Below are 19100 nucleotides of genomic sequence, written 5' to 3'. Positions count from 1 at the left end.
GCCTTCCTTTTGCGGTCGGATCTAAATTCTGTATCGGTCAATACATAAATCGCTTGACGGTTCATTTCAATCGCAGCATGAATTCTATATCAATCGCTACAGAAAGGAATGTCATGTCTGTTCTCAATGGAAAAGTGGCTTTCGTGACCGGCGGTAGCCGCGGCATTGGTGCGGCGATCGCCAAGAGGCTCGCAGCCGATGGCGCGAGGGTCGTGCTGACTTATGTGAATGGGGTAGAAGCGGCCGCCGGCGTGGTCAGAGCGATCGAGGCTGCAGGCGGGATGGCGCTTGCCGTCAGGGCCGACGCATCTGACGCTGTCGATGTCGAGGCGGCTGTTGCGACCGCGGCCGAGACCTTCGGCCGCATCGATATCCTCGTCAACAATGCCGGGATCTTTCAGGCAGCACCGATCGAGACCCTGTCGCTTGACGATTTCGATGCGACCTTCTCGATCAATGTCCGCTCGGCCTTCGTAGCGTCGAAAGCCGCCTTGGCCTTCATGCCGGATGGCGGGCGCATCATTTCGATCGGCAGCAATCTCGCCGTGCGCGCCACCTCCCCCGGCCTCAGCCTCTATACGGCGAGCAAGGCGGCGATTGCCGGCCTGTCGCAGGCGCTCGCCCGCGAGCTCGGCCCGCGCCGCATCACGGTCAATACAGTGCATCCCGGCTCGACCGATACCGACATGAACCCGGCAGATGGCCCGCATGCGGGTGAACAGAAGGGGCGCATGTCCAATCCGGCAGGTTTTGCGGATCCCGGCGAGATTGCCGATGTCGTCGCCTATCTCGCCTCGCCGGCTGCGCGCTCGGTCACCGGTGCGGCCTGGACGGTCGACAATGGCGCCAATGCCTGAAGGGGCAAATGTCCGAAACACAAAGAGAAAAGCCCGGCGCAAAACCGGGCTTTGATCAGGCGGCCGTATTGGCCTCGGCAGCGCTCAGCGCCAGATCGGTCACCTCGCCGGTCGAGGCATAGCCGGAGACGAGTTCGGCGAGCAACAGGCGGGCGGCCGGTATGTCGTTGCGGTCGAGCGCGGCATCGAGAACCTTCAGGCGCTTGGAGAGCTCCGGCCAAAAGAGGAAATCCTCGCGCGCCTTCATGATGCGCGGATGCTGCGTCGTCTCGGGATTGTCGCCGATCAACAGCTCTTCGTAGAGCTTTTCACCGGGGCGGAGGCCCGTGACCGAAAGCTCGATATCGCCCTCGGGGTTGTCGTCGCTGCGCAGCGTCAGACCGGAAAGATCGATCATCCGGCGGGCCAGATCGGCAATACGCACCGGCTCGCCCATATCGAGCAGGAAGACATCGCCGCCGTCGGCCATGGCACCAGCTTGGATGACGAGCTGCGAGGCCTCGGAGATCGTCATGAAATAGCGGGTGATATCGGGATGAGTCAGCGTCACCGGGCCGCCATCCTTGATCTGCTGGCGAAACAGCGGCACGACTGATCCGGAGGATCCGAGCACATTGCCGAAGCGGACCATGGAGAAATTGGTGTGCGCGCGGCCGGCCGTACGTTCCGAAGCGAGCGCCTGCAGCACCATTTCGGCAAGCCGCTTGCTGGCGCCCATGACATTGGTCGGACGGACAGCCTTGTCGGTGCTGATCAGCACGAAATTCGATACGCCGTATTTTTCGGCCGCCTGCGCTGTGATCAGCGTGCCCATCACATTGTTCTTGATGCCTTCGACGGCATTCTGCTCGACGAGTGGCACATGCTTGTAGGCCGCAGCATGGTAAAGCGCCTGCGGCCGCCAGCTCTTGATGATATGTTCCATGCGGTCGCGGTCGCGCACCGAACAGAGGATCGGCACGATCTGCACGGTCGGCTGTTCATAAAGTTCCGACAGCTTCAGCAGCTCGCCATGGATCGCATAAAGGGCGTATTCGTTCTGCTCGACGAGGATGAGATGCGTCGGGCCGCTGCGCAGGATCTGGCGGCAGAGCTCGCTGCCGATCGAGCCACCCGCACCTGTCACCATCACCACCTTGCCAAGCGTCGCCTTATCGAGCAACTCCTGGCGCGGCGCCACGGCCTCGCGGCCGAGCAGGTCTTCGATTTCGAGTTCGCGGATATCGGAAACGGCGATGCGACCCTGCGCGAGCGCCGTCATATCCGGCAGCGTGCGGACATTGACCCTGGACTTGCGGATCTGTTCTAGGATCTCGTTGCGACGCTGGCGCGATGCCGATGGCAGGGCAAGAAGCACGTGATGGACATCAAGCGTCTGTACGAGCATCGTCAGATCGGAAGGATCATAGATCGGCAGGCCGCCCATGATGCCGCCCTTGAGCTTCGGATCGTCATCGAGATAACCGACGACGTTGAGTTCAGCGCTGTTTGTTAGCGCGGCGGCAAGCTGCCGGCCGGAACTACCTGCGCCATAGATCAACACCTTTGCCAGCGTCCCCTTATGGAGGATGCGCTGATAGGTGTCACCCAGCCAGTAACGGATGCCGAGGCGTGAAAGACCGATCGCGATCAACAGAAGGAAGGGCTGCAGGATGCCGACCGTGCGCGGGATACCGGGAACGCTGAGCGCTGTGAAGATCGTGGCGAAGGCAACGCCGTAGATCGCAATCGCCTTCAGCACCGCGAGGAAGGCGGCAATGCCGGCATAGCGGAAGATCGCCCGGTACATGCCCATGACGATGAAGATCGGCAGCGCCAGACACAACGACACCAGAACGGCAAGCCACTGCACGCCCGTCAGCACAGTCCATTCATTGAGACGGAAACAATAGGCAAGCCAGATGGTAAGGACACAGAAGCTCGAATCGACGATCAGCGCAAGAATACGTTTGGCCGGACGCGGCATCGCCAAAAGCGGTCCGACCCATGCCTGCATCGACATCCAGGACCGGCTGGCCTTTGATCCGTCACTGGAGGGATCATCATGCATTTTTATAGTGTCCACCCATCATTCCAGCCTGACTTCTTCTTGTCCTTTTCGATCTCAAGTGCAACCGAAATAATCGGCGGTCGCGTCAGCAATCTGTTCATAACCTTGGGTGGTAGCCTCAATGGGTGATGCCCTTGCTGCCCAATACCTTGCCGACGGTCATTGCCAGAATGCGCATATCCATGAAAAAAGAGCGGCGCTTGAGATATTCAACGTCGAACTTCACCTTCTCCGGGATCGGCAGCTCGTCGCGACCGTTGATCTGCGCCCAGCCCGTCAACCCCGGCAGCAGCGCGTCGACGCCTTCGGCCGTGCGTAGAGCGATCAGGTCGTCCTGATTATAGAGGGCCGGGCGCGGACCGACGAAGCTCATCTCGCCCTTCAGGATGCACCAGAGCTGCGGCAGTTCATCGAGGCTCGACTTGCGCAGGAAGCCACCGATCGGCGTCAGGTAACGGGAGGGCTCGTCGAGCAGATGTGTGGCGACCGTCGGTGTGTCGATGCGCATGCTGCGGAATTTCGGCATCCGGAAGATCGCGTTGCGCCGCCCCACACGGTTCGACCAATAGAGCGCGGGGCCAGGTGACGTCAGGCGCACACAGAGAGCCACGATTGCGATCGGTATGATCAGTATCAGGGATGCCACCAGAGCCAGGAAAATATCCACTGCCCGCTTCACGTCCGTCCTCGCCTTTCGCCCACACTTCCCGGCCGTCTAAGCCTGCCTTGCCCTATCGTCTCCGGCCAATTCACGTCAATGACCCTTTCCCGCTTCCGGTCGCTTTATGCCTTGTTTCTCAGGGATTTGCGGCAATTCAGCCACCACCTTTTGAAACGATGCGTCAATCAAACCATTGAATTAAATCGGCTTCTATGTCATTACGGAAACTAATAGCCATTTCGTTTCCGACAGCAGTCCTCCTCGGCAAGAAGGCGGGTCTTCCTATTCACTTAATTAGGCGATGAAAAACGTTGCTTATAGTCAGCAACCGCTCATCTTCGCTCAGATGAAGGCTCATCGTACCGATTATCGACCTCGCCTGAGCGTTTTCAGACCCTGCGCGCGACCGGACTGTTTTGCCTTACGAGTGCCATCAGCATCGGCCCCAGCGAAAACTCTCCATGCGCCCCCTTGTGGGTCAGGTGACGCAGATAGCCGCCCGGTGAGTTAATATGCGTTGCCCGCTCCAGCATGCAGGCGATGACGACCGCGGCATGTTCCCGGCCGAGAATGTCGCAAGCAGCCTGATAAGTCTCAGGTGTAATACCAAGCATGGAACGTACGGTGACGGCTGCGGCCAGGAGATCTCGCCATCCCTTCACTGATCCTCCCTGAGCATAGTCGGCAATTTGAGGGCAAGCCTGGAGGATCAGGGCGAGCGGGAAGATTTTGTTGGCGCCGTTAGTCCGGCTTGCTTCGTCAGTCGTCGAAGACGCTTCCGCTGTCGCTGAAGATTCTAATTCAAGATAATCTGTATCTGAATTCTGTATGTGCGGTTCATTTTGAACCACACTGGCGCTCGTTTTTCTTAAATTATCGAAGCTGGTCAACAGATTAACGATATCAGCGCGGAGGTGTTCGAGCTTCAGACGCACGCCGTCCAGATCGCGAGCCTCGGGATTGCGCGGCAGGCCTGCGAGATGATGCATATAGGCAGCCTCGATATCGTCCCAGTTGCCGGGAACGCCTTCGTCGATGGCGGCATCGATCAGCTTGCGCACATCGCGGCGGCAGATCGTCAGACGCTCACGGGCACGCCGAAGTGCTAACCTATCGGCTTCGATCTTTTGCGCCATGGCGGCCAGCTCCTCGCTGCGGGCAAGAAGTGGTACCAGGCTGAAGCCATAGGCGTCCTCCAGTTCGCCGGAAGTCTTGCGGCGGGCAAAGCGTTTGCCGTTGGCGCTGTCCTTGCGGATGATCAGTCCGACCTCCACCAGAGCCGCCAGATGCCGGCGCAGCGTGGTGACTGCGATACCGTGCGCCCGCACCATGAGCTGCCGGTTGGACGGAAAGACAACCATGTTCGCCTGACTGGAGAGATGGTTCTCGGGATAGAAGGAGAGAAGGGCATTCAACACCGCAAGTGTGCGGTCGGAGATGTCGAGCAGCGGACGTGCTTCGCAGACATCGCGAAACACCTTCCATTTGTCGACTGACTTGTCTGGCTTAACTGATTCGGCCTGAAGCTGACCTCTCATCAAGGCAAGCGACATCGGCCGGCGCCCGAAAGGCGTCGTTACGAGTCCCGTATCCATTGTGGTTCACCTTATACAAAGGCAAATCATCAGCGCCCGCCAAAACGGCGTTCAAAAACCTTGACAGTGATTCCGGGAAGTGCGATTCTCTGGGTGCTAAACGAGAGAAGAGGGCTTCCGGATGTTTTGTTCGGGGGCCTTTTTCTTTGCCTATTGGCTCCTTTTCCTAACGGTCAAATCCTCGTCGACGGCTAACGCGCCAACAGTTATCGTTGTGACCTGACGGCGTCGAACTCGTCGAAGAGCTCATCCAGCCGGGTCGTGAGATAATCGGCAAATTCAGGCACGAAACGCTCATCGAAGGTGATGCGCGTCTTGTTGCCGGCGTGCTCGATCTGAGCCGCCTTCTGACCCTGTCGTGTTCTCCAGGTTGTTCCTGTTACCTTCCTTGCGTCGCGTAACGCCATTTTTGACAATATGCATTGCAGGCGCTGATCGCTGTCGAGGTCGGTAAAGGCATCATCCTCGATGATCGCCTCCACCTTCTTCGGCGAAGAAGAGACGGCATCGACGAGTGCCAGCCATCGTGTGCGTCCTGCTTTCGGGGCTGGACCGATCGCCATGATCACCGTCTGCGGAACGCCACGGGCGACGGAAATATAGCGGCTGAGATCGGCCTTATCGGTCGAAAGTGCTGCCATGATGACATCACGCGGATAATCGGCCTCTTCCAGACGATAGGCAAAGAGTGCTTTCTCGATGAAGGAAAGGTCTTGGCGATCGAGATTTTCCTTGCCCTGGGCGATCACCAGCTCGTTGTCATCAAGGTTCTGGACGATTGCCTTGACCTTGAGCCCGAGCTTTGCCGCAGCCCGCAGGCGGCGACGGCCATAGGCGATCTGGTACTGCCCTTCTCGTTCAGGGGCAGGACGCACCAGGATCGGCACCTTTTGGCCATGCTCGGCGATGCTTGCCACCAGCGCGTCGAACTCGGCATCGCGCGCGACTGGGATACGATCGCTGATGGAGGAATTGGAGATATCCGAGGGGTCGATTTCCAGAACGGAAAAGCCAGAGGAAATCTGCGCCTGCAGCCTGCCAGCCGCACGCGCTGCTTCCGTCATCTCCTGCAGAGATGCGCCCATTGCCGAGACCGCACCGGTGCGTACACGGTCGGGGTTCTTCTCTACACCGGCGGGAGGCGCCGGCGTTTCTGCCTTGCGCATGAAGATCGAATTGACAGTATCGCGTCTGCTCATCAATTCTCTCCTTTCCAGCCAGATATGGGCAAGCGAAAAGAGCGCAGTTGGGAGCTCCCAACACGCTCAGGATCTGCGGATAGACGGACGAATTTTCGCCCGCAGCTGAGAAGACGACCTTTGTTGGGAGCTCCCAACAGATCGGCCAGCCGGCTGAAGCCAGACAAATCGGTCTTGATCAGCGGGAACGTCATGTGCGCCCCCATGACTGCCGGATCAGCGTCTCGATCTCTCCGTTGACGGCATCGAGCGCTTCCATCGCCCGGTCATAGGTCGAGCGGGTCAGGTTCTCGCGGCCAATCTCGTAGAGTGTCTGCTTGGTGAGGCCGGCATCGGAGACCGCCGCCGATTTCACCATCGCATTGATCATCACGTGATCGTCGAACAGATTGCGCAAAAGCGCCGCGACCTTCGTCTGCGGCGCATCCTGCGGCTCGTAGCGGGTGAGCAGATAGCGAATGAAATCGTAATTAAGTTCGCCGCCCGCTTCGCGAACGACGGAAAGGAGATCATGCGTCATCAGCAGGAACTGGCTCATGGAGGCCACGTCCAGCATTTGCGGATGGACGGTGACGATCATCGAGGTTGCGGCACAAAGGCCGCTCAGCGTCAGGTATCCGAGCTGCGGCGGGCAGTCGAGAACGACAACGTCGTAGTTCTCGGCGACGTCGTCGAGCGACTTGGCGACTCGCATGAAGAACACGCCCTCGCCGTCCCGGGAGCCCCGCATCAGGGCGCGTGGCGTCGTATGCTCGAACTCCATGAGTTCGAGATTGCCGGGGATGAGATCCAGGCCGTCGAAATAAGTCTTGCGCACGACTTCGGAAAGCGGACGGCGCTCATCGTCGTAGCGGATAGCCGCGTAGAGCGTTTCATTGGAGCGGACGTCGGTTTCCGGCATGACGCCCAGCATGGCCGACATGCTGGCCTGCGGATCGAGATCGAGCGCAAGCACGCGGTAGCCTTGCAGGGCAAGATATTGCGCAAGATGGACTGATGTCGTGGTCTTGCCCGACCCGCCCTTGAAGTTGGTGACGGCAATGACCTGAAGATGTTCGTTCTCCCGCCGCCGCGGCAGGAAGTCATGCGCCTCGCGACCCCTGGCAGAAGCGGCAAGCAAGGCGCGCAATTCGTTGAGCTGGCGCAGTGAATAGAGCCGCCGGCCGTTGGTGCCGACATCGGGCTGCGGGCCTTCGCCGGCGAGCGTCATCTTTCGCAGGGTCGAATCCGATACGCCGATCAGTTTGGCGGCCTCGCCCGACGTGAAGCGGCGCAGCGTCTTGCTCGCGGTCGGCGGGAAAAGGGCTTCGCTGATTGCCTGCAACTGCGAACTGATCGTCGACGCATGGGCGCCGATCGTCTCGTCGACGCTACGCTGAAGGGTCCGAGAAGTCCTTTGTGGCTTGCTCACGGTCTAATCTTTCATCACGGAAAAACGCCGGAAACGGCTGTTTATCCGTGACGATTACCGATCGCAGCGATTCTGGCAAGGTATTCCTATGAAACAAGGCCTTAGCGGCATCGGTCAAGATCATGAGTTTACGACAGCACGATTACAATTTCGCCTGTCATCTCCGCCGGTTAACAGAATTTCGCGCAAGTCTGCAAAGCCGGGCCAGCCTCATCTAATTTTTCCGTAGCTGTTGGGCGACGCCGTCGTTTTGATCGCTCAGAGGTGGTCGGGCGCATTCCATTGAGAAGAATCAGTTATTAACGATTCCTAAACTTTGCCGGCAAAGGACCGCGGGGCGACTCGGATGTGAGATGAGGCGGACTGCTGCAACCTGTTGCGAGGCTGGAGGTTGTTGCCGAGATCCACAGTTATCGCCGTTCTTCGAACTGGGGATAAAATGGAAATCCGCCTGACCTGAAGATCGGCTACCTTGCGCCGAAAGCGTCAGCCCGCCAAACGTGATGGACATCGCCAAAAAATCGGGCGCCGATGTGACGGAATCAATCCGCCGGATCGATTCCGTTTCGCTCAAAGAGCTAAGAAAAAACAGCGCATTAGCAATACGCCAAGCCAGCCATTCAAGGCTTATTGAAACGGCTCTTTCGAGCCCGCGTCCAAGGCTTATTCTTATAGAATATCCCGGATCTTTTCGCAATGACCGGCATGCTTCTATCGCGAGCAGGCACAGCTCGGGAATAGCCGTCCGTCTCGCAAGGCTGAGTCCTAACCCCGGAATGTGTAACCGGCAATCGAGGCCGGCTTCATCTCGATCGAGAAACCCGGCCGGGCCGGCGGCATATAGGCGGCGTCCTTGATGATGCAGGGATCGAGAAAGTGTTCGTGCAGGTGGTCGACATATTCGATGACGCGGCCATCCTTGGTGCCTGACACTGCCACATAATCGATCATCGACAGGTGCTGTACATATTCGCAGAGTCCGACGCCACCGGCATGCGGCCAGACCGGCAGGCCGAATTTGGTGGCGACCAGGAGCACGGCGAGAACCTCGTTCAGTCCGCCCATGCGGCAGGAATCGATCTGTACGATATCGATCGCGCCTTCGGCGATGAACTGCTTAAACATGATACGGTTCTGGCACATCTCGCCGGTCGCGACCTTCACTGGGGAAATGGCCTGCCGAATCTTGCGGTGACCGGCGACATCGTCGGGGCTGGTCGGCTCCTCGATGAAGAAGGGTTTTGCGAAGGAAAGCTGCTTGACCCAGTCAATCGCCTGCCCGACTTCCCAAACCTGGTTGGCGTCGATCATCAGATAGCGGTCGGGGCCGATCACCTCACGGGCGATCCTCAAGCGGCGAATATCGTCCGCAAGGTCGCGTCCGACCTTCATCTTGATATGGTTGAAACCGGCATCGATCGCCTCCTGGCAGAGGCGGCGCAGTTTTTCGTCCTCGTAGCCGAGCCAGCCGGCCGAGGTCGTGTAGCAGGCGTAACCTTCCCTCTCGAGCGTGGCGATGCGCTCGGCCTTGCCAGCTTCCGCCTTTTTCAGGATGGCGATTGCCTCATCGCGCGTCAGCACATCGGTGAGATAACGGTAATCGACGATATCGGCGATCTTCTCGGCCGGCATCTCCGCAACGAGGCGCCAGACCGGCTTGCCGGCCTCCTTGGCTATGAGATCCCAGACGGCATTGACGATGGCACCGGTCGCAAGGTGGATCGCCCCCTTTTCAGGACCGATCCATCGCAGCTGGCTGTCGCTTGTCAGATGTCTCCAGTATTTGCCAGGGCTGGCCTTCACCTCGGAAAGCTCGGTGCCGACGACCAGATGCCGCATCGCCTCGATCGCGGCGCAGCAGATATCGTTGCCGCGGCCGATGGTGAAGGTCAGGCCGTGGCCGGAAAGGCCGTCGCTGTCGGTTTCGAGGATCACATAGGCGGCGGAATAATCCGGGTCGGGGTTCATTGCATCGGAACCGTCGAGGTTCTGCGAGGTCGGAAAGCGAAGATCGTAGACGCGGATATCGGTGATGCGGGTCATGGCTTCTTCCCGTTGGGTGGGCCGGCACCTTGTCGTCGAGTGCGCCGACCGTGCGAAAGGTCAGATCGTCCAGCCGCCGTCGATGGCGTAGGCCTGGCCGGAGGTATAGGTAGCGCCGGCGAGGTAGACGGCGAGATCGGCGATCTCCTCCGGCGTACCGAGGCGGCCCATCGGCTGGCGGGCGATGAAGGCGGCGCGCGCCGTATTATAATCGCCCTGGGCGCGCATACGGTCCTGCAGTGAGGGGCTTTCCACCGTGCCCGGGCAGATGCAGTTGCAGCGGATGCCCTGCGTCACGTAATCGGCGGCTACGGATTTGGTGAGGCCGATCACGGCTGCCTTGGTCACGCCATAGGCAAAGCGGTTCGGCACGCCCTTGATGCTGGATGCGACCGAGGACATGTTGATGATCGAGCCGTCCTTGCGCTCCAGCATGCCCGGCAACACGGCGCGGATGGTGCGGATCATCGCCTTGACGTTGAGATCGAAGGCAAACTCCAGATCGGTATCCTTCATATCCAGCACCGAGCCGTTATGAACGATGCCGGCGCAGTTGAAAAGCACGTCGACCGCGCCGATCTCGGCGACTAAAGCCTTGACCGCCTCATCTTCGAGCACGTTCAGCTTATGGGTGGAAACCTCGGCTTCTGCTGCCAGGCTCGCCAGTGCGTCGGTGTTGATGTCGGTGGCGTGCACCTTGGCGCCGGTAGCGGCGAAGGCGAGCGCGGTCGCGCGGCCGATGCCCTGACCGGCTGCAGTGATGAGAACGGTTTTGCCGGAAAGATTGCTTGTCATGTCATGGCCTCCCAGGAGATTTTCGCGCGCTGGCGGTGGTGCTGAAATCTATTTCAAAAGGATCGGTCGGGATGAAGGCCTCGTCGGCCATCTTCCCCGCAGATCTATGCCCTTTTTATAAAGGTGATCACGATATTTGCGCTGCCGGCTTTCCTCCCTCTCCCGTTATCTTGCTTTTTCTCGCCTTGGCGAGCCTTTCCGGGAATTTCGGTCGTCCCTGCTGAGAACCATGCCGGACAATGTCCTCAGATTTGATTTGTCTGTTTATAGACAAACAGACGATAGCTCCCTGGTCAAGCGCGAACTTTTTCTTTTCCGCCTGCCTGTCTGCGTATATGCAGAATGATATTCACAGGAGGGGAAGAATGGAGACCGAAGAGTCAGAACGCTATCGCGCTCCAGCGCTCGACAAGGGACTAGACATTCTCGAACTTCTGGCCGCTGTCGATAGCGGCCTGACGCAGGCGGAAATCGCCAAGCGGCTGGAGCGCAGCCCGAACGAATTCTACCGCATGCTCGACCGTCTCGTGAAGCGCGGTTACGTGACGCGGATCGATGGCGACCGTTATTCGCTCACCCTGAAGCTTTTCGGCCTGGCGCAGCTGCATCCGCCGGTGCGTCGCCTCGCCTCCTATGCGACGCCGCTGATGCGCGATCTCGCACAGCGCTCCCGCCAGGCAAATCATCTGGCCGTCTTCGACCGGGGAGCAGCCGTCGTCATTGCCCAGCAGGAGGCGCCTGACTATTGGGGGCTGTCGATCCGCGTCGGTTCCCATATCAGCCTTTTCGATACCGGCTCCGGCCATGTCCTGCTTGCCTTCCGCAGTGACGAGGAACGCGAGATGATGATCTCAGAGCATGTACGCAGCCGCGAGGAGGTCAATCTCGGCCAGGACTTCTACCACCGGCTGAACCAGATCCGCGAGCGCGGCTACGAGATGATGGCAAGCGCCCAGACGGCAGGTGTCTACAATCTCTCGGCACCGGTGCTCGGGCCGGACGGGCGCGGCATTGCTGCGTTGACCTGCCCTTACATAGCGCTCGTCAATGCGCCGGCGGCGCCCGATATCACCCAGGCAATCGGCATGGTGCAGAAGACGGCGGCCGAGCTTTCCGCGCTCGCCGGAGCGACACTCGCCGCGCCGGATTAGGATTGCGCAGGCTCCCAAAGGACGCTCCAACTCCTTGAACCGACGCATCAGGGCTTTCCAAAATCGATTCCGATTTTCCGACCGTGCTGCTGCAGAATTTCTATTTGAACAATCCATTCACCAAAGATAGGTTGCTGCCAGCCACTCTTTGGAGGAAAAGAGCGTGTTCATCGATACCCATCTGCACGTCATCGACCGGTCGGCCCTGAGTTATCCTTGGCTTGCCAATGTGCCAGCACTCGACCGCGATTTTCTCTACGAGACCTATGCGCGCGAGGCCAAACGCTGCGGCATCACAAAAGTGCTGCATATGGAGGTGGATGTCGATCCGGTCATCATGCAGGCCGAGACTGATTATGTCAGCCGCCTCGGCGATCTGGTTGCCGGTGCGATCGTTTCCTGTCGGCCGGAAGAGGATGGCTTTGCCGCCTATCTGGATCGCCAGATGGCCGATCCCTTCGTCAAGGGTTTTCGGCGCGTGCTGCATGTCGTGCCCGACGATGTCTCGGAAGGTGAGCTCTTTCGCGAGAATGTCAGAAGGCTTTCCGGCACCGGCCTGACCTTCGACCTCTGCACGCTGCCGCATCAGGTGAGCAAGGTCGTGGCGCTTGCCGATGCCGCGCCCGACGTGCAGTTCGTACTCGATCATTGCGGCAATCCGGATATTAAAACGAACGCCTTCGAGCCGTGGAGCCGCGGCATAACCGAAATCGCTCGCCGGCCGAATGTTGTCGCCAAGATTTCCGGCATTGTCACCAACGCCGATCCGGCCAGCTGGACGGCGGAAAACCTGCGTCCCTATATCGAGCATGTTATCTCGAGCTTCGGCTGGGGTCGTGTGGTCTGGGGCAGCGACTGGCCGGTCTGCACGCTGGCGAACGGGCTTTCCACCTGGGTCGCGGCCACCCAGGCCGTATTGTCGGGCACTGCGCAATCGGAGCGTTCGCAGCTGCTTTACGGCAATGCGCAGCGCCTCTGGAACCTCTGAGTTGCCTCCCTCGGGCGACACAGGTTCGCTCTTTCAAAGTTTAACTCCGCCGAATTTTTGACTGAAGTGATCTGTTCCGACGTGCAATCCGTAGGGGCTCTCGGATGGCGTGATGTTTTGGCTCAGGCAAACTACATCCAAGCAATTGCTAGGTTGAGCTAACTCGGCTAAAAGTTGTTATTACCGGCCATGTAAGTTGTTGGCCCGGTTTTCGCAGGAGGGAATATCAGATGAAAGAAGAACCGCATTCCGTTGACGTTCACGTCGGCAAGACGATCCGCATACAGCGACTGCTGAGAAAGGTTTCTCAGACGGAACTGGGCGATCGTGTTGGCGTGACCTTCCAGCAGATCCAGAAATACGAAAAAGGCTCCAACCGCGTCTCCGCCAGCATGCTCGTTGAAATTGCCGGCGCGCTCAACGTCGATGTCAGAACCTTCTTCGACGATCTGACGGCTCCGGCCGCCAACGCAAACGATAATCCCGCTCCGAGCGAAGAATTTGTCATTTCGCGTGAAGGCGTCCAGCTCAATGCTGCCTTCTTCTCGATCAAGAACGAGCAGGTTCGCAAGAAAATCCTCAAGCTCGTCCAGGCAATCGCCAGCACCGAGCAGATGGAAGCCGACGCTGCGGAATAGCACGTCGGCCTGATTCTATTGCGGTCAGTCGCACCCCGCAGCGGGATTAATGGCGGTCAATCACGATCAGATTTTCGCCAGCGTCCTTCATTGCGATCTTGGCTTTGCTGCCGACCAGTTTTTCGAGGTTCGCATCGAGTTCCCTGTCCGGATCGATGCCGTCCCAATCGATGACGACCTGCAGCAGCGCCATGTTTGTCAGGTGCATGAGATTGCGCAGCTGAAGTTTTTCAGCCTCGTCCTTGGCTGCCGACAGCAGCCGGAAGAGTCTTGCGTATTCTCTGCCTTCACCTTCATCCCTATTCTCAAACATTGTTTCCGCCCTCGACGGTGAACGTCAAATCCCCACGACGGCTATATTCGACCCTGACCGTTATTCGAGCGTTACAGGCCCGCTCTTCTGCGTGACTTCGGCCTGCAGCAGTTCAAAATGCGAGGTTGCGGCAAAGCTCCAGTCACGCTTTGCTGACGCAAATTCTCCCTTTTCCAGCCATTCCAGCACTTTGATCGCGTCGGCGCGCTTGCGCTCGACGCGATTGGCACGGATCACTGCCAGGATCTGCTCACGTCGAGGCTTGCGGGCGAAGTGAGCCTCTTCGACGACCTTGGCGTAGGTCCGCTCGGAAAAGTGCAGGAAGCGTCCGGCCAAAAGCAGCTTCTTGCGCTCGCTGACGGTAATCTCGCCCCTGGCATGAAGCCCCTCGATCGTCGGCTCGAAATCGACCCAGGGAACGGAAAGCGGCAGCCAGCCGAGTTCCTGCGGCGCATGGACCAACGCCACCGCCTCGTCGTCCAGCAGCTCGCCGGATTCGTAGTCCTGGTAGATCGAGCCGATTCCGATCATGCCGAAGGCCGAACATTCGGCGGCCCGCAGCGCACCCATGCTGGAGCCGCCGGCAACGGCAACGCCCCGTTCCAGCGCAAAGAGGATCTCCTTGTGCCAGACCGAGGGCAGATCGCCGAAATAACCGTCGATCAGGCCGATCGCGGTTGCCCCTTCATGCACGGCCTTCAGAATGTCGCCGCAGGCGGCAGGCGCACGGAAATCGATGTTGGGATGCTGCTTGCGCGCCTCCGTTATGCCGCTTGCAAGGCTCGGGCCGACGAACAGGACCTTCATGCCGCGGCCTCCCGGATCACATTGACGGCGCGCAGGCCGAGCTGGATGTATTGGCCGCTGATATCGACCTCGAGGCCGGGCACGATCACGCGGATGACGGAAACCGGAAGGGTGGGATGCGACAGAGGGACGGCGATGATCTGTCCGATGCCGGCAGCCCTCAGCCGGCCGGAAATATGACGGATCGTATCCTGGATCGTCGCTGGACGATGCTGTCGCATGGGAAATGGCTTCAGCGCCGCATCGTTGTTGCAGAGATCGACGACCTGGCGCATGCCGGCGCTGCGATCGATGCGTTGGTAGATCTTCGGCGAAAAATCGTCTCTGCTGCCGGCAATCGCCGTCAATCGGCTCTGGGCAGCCTCGGTAATGGCGCGAAGTGCTGCGCGCACCGGATCGGGATGGCAGCCGCAACCGCCGCAGACCTGGGCCCAACGGGCATCGACGCGGTCAGAGAGATTGCCGGGAATGATGACGGCGAGAAAGGCCGGGACACCGATATCGGTGGTCATGTCGATCAGCAGCAGGCGCATACCGGCCTGGCGGATGCGATCGACCATGATGTCAATAACGGCATCGCCGAAGGCGAGTGGATCGACCCTTGCCTGCTTGAGCTGTTCTGGGGATTTGAGCTGGGTGAGCGCAAAGGCATCGCGCTCAACCAGTTCGCAAAGCCCGTGCAAGACGGCTTCGGCCGGCGTATTGCCCGATGCAAGGCCATCGCTCGATTGTTCGAAGCCCGGCGGGCGTTCGCCGCGATGGTCGAGGCCGACCAGCCACCAGGGCACGAAGGCCGTACTGTTAGAAAGAAGGTCGAAGCCGGAACACCAGGGGATAAGGCCATTGCCGATCTCGTCGGGCGCGCAGCGTGCCACGCTGTCGAGGTCGATCATCGCCGCCCGTTCAGCCCTCATGGCCTCAAGGCTGGCGAGCGTCAGGTCGGCAGGCGCAATCTCGGCAATTCGGGTCTCGATCGCCTCCATGGCGGCCGAGGTCATCGCCGCTTCCTTGTCGATGCCCTTTCCCTGGAAGACCGACAGCGTGTGACTGTTCGGCCGGGTAGCAAAGGCAACCGGAATGTTCAGCACGTCGAGCCCGGTCAGCAGCCCGACGCGGGTAATCCCAAAATCGCGCAGGTGCGGTTTGATCGCCGCAAAGGTCTGCGCCGGGGTCATCGACCGGTCGTGGTAGCTGTTGACGCCTGCCGATGACCGCTGAAGGTCTTCGGCAAGCAAAGCAAGTTCGGTGAATGCTGACATCAGCTGCTATTCCTTACCGGAATTTCAGGGCGTGCGTCAGGTTTTCAAGGCCGTTCGGCGAAACGCTGAGTTCGTCCTGCTTCATGGCAGCCTTGGCGGCAGCGGAGAAACGGAGCGTTGGGGTCTGGATTGCGGCGTTGGTTTCAATGGTCTTCATGATCTCTCTCCAGAAGGTAGGCGGCTGGGCCGCCGTTAACCATTGGAAGAGAGCATTGCCTGCGTCATTCAAGCGTTACAGGCATTGTTAAAATGCGAGCTATCAGGGCAATCCAGCCAGCTGAAGAGCATGAATCAGCCTGTTCGTGTGAACCTGCTCGCGGTCAGGGATAAAGTGTCGGATGTCCTCGCTGCGGAAATCCGGAAAATTCTCGAGCACGACTTGCGCATATTTCTGCGCCTTCTTGAGGTCGCCGGCCATGGCATGCGAGGCGGCGAGCAGCCGGGCCGTGGCCTGCTTGGTCTTCACCGGCTCCAGTGCCTCGATCGCTTCCTCATATTCTTCGCGGTCGAAATGAATGCCCCCGAGGTTCCAGTAATAATAATCCGGCGGCAGCGGATTGAGCTTGAAGGCTGCCTTGCTCAATTCCAGTGCCTTGTCGAATTCGGCATTGTGCAGCAGCGCGTCGGCATAATCGGCAAGGATGTCGGCATCGTTGGGATTGAGCTCACGCGCCTGCTCGAACATTTCGAGGCTTTCCTCGAAGCGGCGACGATACAGTGCCACGAAGCCAAGCTCGCGATAGGCCCGGCCGCTGTTCGGGTCTGTCTGCCGTGCCATCCTTGCGGAGGCGTAGGCTTCATCCAGCAGGTCACGGTCGTGCATGCCGCGGATCAGCCATTCCATGCCGAGCGCGCGCGACAGGCCTGCATGGGCAGGCGAGAAATGTTCATAACGGCTGAGCGACGATTTGAACCATTTGCGCGCCTGGCGCAGATGCTGCAGGTCGGTCTGGGAAATCAGCCGCTTTCCTTCGAGATAGAGGCGATAGGCCGAAGCCGGCACGTCACCGAGCGGCATTGCCAGTTCGTAGCGTTCGATCGTATCGGCAAGCGTCATGACGATGCGTCGGGTGAGCTGGCTGAAGGCTTCGCTGATTCTCTGCATCGCGAAGGGAATTTCGACCGCCCACAGTACTTCGGACGTGGCTGTGCGCGTCAGCCGGCAGGTGGCATAGACATCCTCGTCCCGGCCCTGGATCGTCACATAGACCGCATAGTCGAACGAAAGGTCGATTGGGCCGACTGTTTGGCGTGTCGGATCGAGCGCGCGGCTCAGCATTTCCAGGCTCGTATGGGCGGCGATCACCTTGAAGCCGCGCTGCTGGCTGAGGCCGATCGTGACGTCTTCGAGCAGTGCGCGGCCGACCCGGTCCATCAGAGGATCGGTGAAGATGCTTTCGGGCGGCAGGATGACGATGCGTGGCTGGCCCGCCGGATCGATCAAAAGATCGGAGGTGGGACGGGGACGGTCTGTCGCCGGCTGTGCGGCCGCCAATATGCCGAGCTCGCGGGCAAGCGCCGTCGTCGCCTCGTCCGGCTCGACGTCGAAATCGTCCCTGAGTTGCGTGCGGCACTTCAGATAGGCCTGACGCGCTGCCGGCAGGTCGTTCATGCGGGCAAGGGCGCGCATCAGCGCCCGGCAGGCGATTTCATTGGCGGGATCGAGCTCGATCAGGCGCTTGGCAAAGCCGATCTGTTCCTCGTCCGTGCGCTCGTTTTCGTTTTCCAGCAGGCGGACAAGATGGGCCGAGCGCAATTCGTCGATCCGCTGGCGCTCGAAGGTCAGCCAGTCTTCCGCACCCTGTGTGGGAGACTTGACGCTTTCGAGCAGTTCGCCAAGCAGGATGTCGCTTTCTTCTCGCCTCAGCATCTCCTTCCGCTTGAGGATCTTGAGGTCGATCTCCCAGCCGGGTGCGAGGCCGAGATGGGTGCGCGTGGCAATGAGCAAGGGCGGCAAGCCCTCGGGAATGCTCTGTTCTATGCGAGACAGGAGCTGACGCAGGCTGCCGGCACGTTTTTCAGGAAGTTCGGATTGCCAGAGCTGGCACCGGATGGTTTCGCGGTCGACCAGCGGTTCCTGGGATAGCGCCAGCAACGCCAGCAGGAAATAGGATTTTTCGGGCAAGGGGAGTTCGGTCCCGGCGGCCAATAATCGCGGCCTGCCGAGCAGACATAGTCTGTTCGCTTTTACTTCCCCGGTTGACCCGTCCATCACGGTTCTCACCTTCAAAAGCCGGAACGCTTGGGACGAACCGACTGGTTGCACAATGTTAGATCGATTAGCATGCAACGGGAAGCACTTTTACCTGTCTGGATTGAGATTTTCATCGATTATTTACGGTCTTGGGCGGTATTTGCTACCAGTATAATTTACAAATACTGCATGTAGGCGCGAGACGCCGCCTTATTCCGGAACATCATCCCGTAATACGGACCGGGCGCAGCCGCAGCTTACGGGCTGAAAGACAACTATCATGCGCGTTACGGCCGTAAATTACGAGGCGATTTAGACGAGGGGGTAAGGGGTACAATCAGAGCCCGAGCGCCTTGATATGCTCGATCGAGCGTTTGGCGAAACGCCGCCAGTCGGACGGGTTATCGTGTTCGGTGACGATGTGTTCGGCCTTCGTCATCCGGAAGAGTGGTACGAGCTTTGCCCAGCCGATGATGCCGTCGCCGGTCGCCGCCCAGCCATCATCTTCCTTCGTGCCCTCAGGGGCCATGTCCTTCATCTGAATGGCGATGATGCGATCTTCGAATTTTTGAAGTTCGGCCGCCGGATCGGCCCCGGCCCGGGTGATCCAGCCACAATCGATCTCGAACCAGACGTCGGCACCCGCACCCTCGAAAATCAGGTCAATGGGACGCAAACCACTCGCCAGCGGCCAGAACTCGAAATCGTGGTTGTGCCAGGCGACCTTGAGCCCGTCGGATGCGACACGATCGGCGCCTTCGGCGAGCTTCTTCCCAAGGTCCTTCCAGTCATCATCCCTCGTGCCGCGCTCTTCCGGCGTTACATAAGGCGGGATCATTACCGTCGCACCCATGGTCAGCGCGATGTCAACGAAACGCTGCGGCTCTTCGATCAGCCCCTTCAGCGGCATGTGGAAGCAATGGCATTTGAGCCCCGCATCGTCGAGCGCCTTGCGAAAGGCCTTGGCATCGGCCTCATAGGCCGGAAGCCAGGGTTCGATCGCATCATAACCGAAGGCCTTCAGTTCCGGGAACTGGGCAAGGAGGGGCGGAAAATTGCGCGACGAATAGAGCTGATAGGAAATCGGATAGGCCATTCTTCCTCCCTTTTTGCCTGGCCACTGAGCCCGGCTTGCCGGT

Annotated in this window: 17 protein-coding genes; 4 read left to right on the top strand and 13 right to left on the bottom strand. The window is 59.4% G+C overall.

Annotated features, from left to right (window positions below; translation table 11 throughout):
* The first annotated feature begins 113 nt into the window (after positions 1–113).
* Complete coding sequence (locus FHX08_RS20970) at positions 114–857, top strand: SDR family NAD(P)-dependent oxidoreductase (RefSeq protein WP_132656487.1); 744 nt, start codon at positions 114–116, stop codon at positions 855–857.
* Positions 858–912: 55 nt separating this feature from the next.
* Here the strand turns inward: FHX08_RS20970 and FHX08_RS20965 are convergent, their stop codons facing one another.
* From FHX08_RS20965 to FHX08_RS20935, 7 genes are all read right to left on the bottom strand, one after another.
* Positions 913–2853, bottom strand: a complete 1941-nt coding sequence (locus tag FHX08_RS20965) for a nucleoside-diphosphate sugar epimerase/dehydratase (RefSeq protein ID WP_132656836.1) — start codon at positions 2851–2853, stop codon at positions 913–915.
* A gap of 172 nt (positions 2854–3025) precedes the next feature.
* Complete coding sequence (locus tag FHX08_RS20960; RefSeq protein WP_132656485.1) at positions 3026–3586, bottom strand: sugar transferase; 561 nt, start codon at positions 3584–3586, stop codon at positions 3026–3028.
* Between the two features lie 371 nt (positions 3587–3957).
* Positions 3958–5163 carry a plasmid replication protein RepC gene (gene repC / locus FHX08_RS20955; protein WP_132656483.1) on the bottom strand — a complete coding sequence of 402 codons (1206 nt, stop codon included), beginning with the start codon at positions 5161–5163 and terminating at the stop codon, positions 3958–3960.
* 206 nt (positions 5164–5369) lie between these two features.
* The gene (gene repB, locus FHX08_RS20950) at positions 5370–6362 is read right to left on the bottom strand and encodes a plasmid partitioning protein RepB (protein ID WP_132656481.1); all 993 of its coding nucleotides are present in this window, start codon (positions 6360–6362) and stop codon (positions 5370–5372) included.
* A 190-nt stretch (positions 6363–6552) separates the two neighbouring features.
* Positions 6553–7773 carry a plasmid partitioning protein RepA gene (gene repA, locus FHX08_RS20945; protein ID WP_132656479.1) on the bottom strand — a complete coding sequence of 407 codons (1221 nt, stop codon included), beginning with the start codon at positions 7771–7773 and terminating at the stop codon, positions 6553–6555.
* A 765-nt stretch (positions 7774–8538) separates the two neighbouring features.
* Positions 8539–9816 (bottom strand): L-fuconate dehydratase, encoded by a 1278-nt coding sequence (locus FHX08_RS20940; protein ID WP_184327611.1) that lies wholly within the window; start codon positions 9814–9816, stop codon positions 8539–8541.
* A gap of 60 nt (positions 9817–9876) precedes the next feature.
* The gene (locus FHX08_RS20935) at positions 9877–10611 is read right to left on the bottom strand and encodes an SDR family oxidoreductase (RefSeq protein ID WP_132656475.1); all 735 of its coding nucleotides are present in this window, start codon (positions 10609–10611) and stop codon (positions 9877–9879) included.
* Between the two features lie 365 nt (positions 10612–10976).
* On the opposite strand from FHX08_RS20935, the gene FHX08_RS20930 reads away from it, so the two are divergent.
* The 3 genes from FHX08_RS20930 (at position 10977) to FHX08_RS20920 (ending at position 13388) form a co-directional block, all read left to right on the top strand.
* Entirely contained in the window at positions 10977–11762 is a 786-nt protein-coding gene (locus FHX08_RS20930) for an IclR family transcriptional regulator (RefSeq protein WP_132656473.1), read from the top strand.
* 163 nt (positions 11763–11925) lie between these two features.
* Complete coding sequence (locus FHX08_RS20925; protein WP_132656471.1) at positions 11926–12750, top strand: amidohydrolase; 825 nt, start codon at positions 11926–11928, stop codon at positions 12748–12750.
* Between the two features lie 230 nt (positions 12751–12980).
* A complete protein-coding gene (locus FHX08_RS20920) occupies positions 12981–13388 on the top strand; it encodes a helix-turn-helix domain-containing protein (RefSeq protein ID WP_132656469.1) in 408 nt (135 codons plus the stop codon).
* 46 nt (positions 13389–13434) lie between these two features.
* Here the strand turns inward: FHX08_RS20920 and FHX08_RS20915 are convergent, their stop codons facing one another.
* From FHX08_RS20915 to FHX08_RS20890, 6 genes are all read right to left on the bottom strand, one after another.
* Positions 13435–13701, bottom strand: a complete 267-nt coding sequence (locus tag FHX08_RS20915) for a hypothetical protein (RefSeq protein ID WP_132656467.1) — start codon at positions 13699–13701, stop codon at positions 13435–13437.
* A gap of 60 nt (positions 13702–13761) precedes the next feature.
* Positions 13762–14508, bottom strand: a complete 747-nt coding sequence (locus FHX08_RS20910; RefSeq protein WP_132656465.1) for a TfuA-like protein — start codon at positions 14506–14508, stop codon at positions 13762–13764.
* Positions 14505–15767 carry a YcaO-like family protein gene (locus tag FHX08_RS20905; protein WP_132656463.1) on the bottom strand — a complete coding sequence of 421 codons (1263 nt, stop codon included), beginning with the start codon at positions 15765–15767 and terminating at the stop codon, positions 14505–14507. The genes FHX08_RS20910 and FHX08_RS20905 overlap by 4 nt, the downstream gene beginning before the upstream one ends.
* A gap of 13 nt (positions 15768–15780) precedes the next feature.
* The gene (locus FHX08_RS20900) at positions 15781–15924 is read right to left on the bottom strand and encodes a hypothetical protein (protein WP_165911944.1); all 144 of its coding nucleotides are present in this window, start codon (positions 15922–15924) and stop codon (positions 15781–15783) included.
* 102 nt (positions 15925–16026) lie between these two features.
* Complete coding sequence (locus FHX08_RS20895) at positions 16027–17979, bottom strand: BTAD domain-containing putative transcriptional regulator (RefSeq protein ID WP_132656835.1); 1953 nt, start codon at positions 17977–17979, stop codon at positions 16027–16029.
* A gap of 319 nt (positions 17980–18298) precedes the next feature.
* Complete coding sequence (locus FHX08_RS20890; RefSeq protein ID WP_132656461.1) at positions 18299–19057, bottom strand: sugar phosphate isomerase/epimerase family protein; 759 nt, start codon at positions 19055–19057, stop codon at positions 18299–18301.
* Positions 19058–19100 lie beyond the last annotated feature (43 nt).

Origin of the sequence: Rhizobium sp. BK529, assembly GCF_014194105.1 — a bacterium.
Classification (GTDB): Bacteria; Pseudomonadota; Alphaproteobacteria; order Rhizobiales; family Rhizobiaceae; genus Rhizobium.
The sequence above is the reverse complement of the archived record's forward strand: the minus strand, read 5'-3'. Positions and strand labels throughout refer to the sequence as shown.

What these genes read in the sequence shown, in the direction of transcription:
- FHX08_RS20970 (WP_132656487.1), top strand. Translation starts at nt 114, where the DNA reads ATGTCTGTTCTCAATGGAAAAGTGGCTTTCGTGACCGGCGGTAGCCGC.
- FHX08_RS20965 (WP_132656836.1), bottom strand. Translation starts at nt 2,853, where the DNA reads ATGCAGGCATGGGTCGGACCGCTTTTGGCGATGCCGCGTCCGGCCAAA.
- repC (WP_132656483.1), bottom strand. Translation starts at nt 5,163, where the DNA reads ATGGATACGGGACTCGTAACGACGCCTTTCGGGCGCCGGCCGATGTCG.
- repB (WP_132656481.1), bottom strand. Translation starts at nt 6,362, where the DNA reads ATGAGCAGACGCGATACTGTCAATTCGATCTTCATGCGCAAGGCAGAA.
- FHX08_RS20940 (WP_184327611.1), bottom strand. Translation starts at nt 9,816, where the DNA reads ATGACCCGCATCACCGATATCCGCGTCTACGATCTTCGCTTTCCGACC.
- FHX08_RS20935 (WP_132656475.1), bottom strand. Translation starts at nt 10,611, where the DNA reads ATGACAAGCAATCTTTCCGGCAAAACCGTTCTCATCACTGCAGCCGGT.
- FHX08_RS20930 (WP_132656473.1), top strand. Translation starts at nt 10,977, where the DNA reads ATGGAGACCGAAGAGTCAGAACGCTATCGCGCTCCAGCGCTCGACAAG.
- FHX08_RS20920 (WP_132656469.1), top strand. Translation starts at nt 12,981, where the DNA reads ATGAAAGAAGAACCGCATTCCGTTGACGTTCACGTCGGCAAGACGATC.
- FHX08_RS20915 (WP_132656467.1), bottom strand. Translation starts at nt 13,701, where the DNA reads ATGTTTGAGAATAGGGATGAAGGTGAAGGCAGAGAATACGCAAGACTC.
- FHX08_RS20910 (WP_132656465.1), bottom strand. Translation starts at nt 14,508, where the DNA reads ATGAAGGTCCTGTTCGTCGGCCCGAGCCTTGCAAGCGGCATAACGGAG.
- FHX08_RS20905 (WP_132656463.1), bottom strand. Translation starts at nt 15,767, where the DNA reads ATGTCAGCATTCACCGAACTTGCTTTGCTTGCCGAAGACCTTCAGCGG.
- FHX08_RS20900 (WP_165911944.1), bottom strand. Translation starts at nt 15,924, where the DNA reads ATGAAGACCATTGAAACCAACGCCGCAATCCAGACCCCAACGCTCCGT.
- FHX08_RS20895 (WP_132656835.1), bottom strand. Translation starts at nt 17,979, where the DNA reads ATGGACGGGTCAACCGGGGAAGTAAAAGCGAACAGACTATGTCTGCTC.
- FHX08_RS20890 (WP_132656461.1), bottom strand. Translation starts at nt 19,057, where the DNA reads ATGGCCTATCCGATTTCCTATCAGCTCTATTCGTCGCGCAATTTTCCG.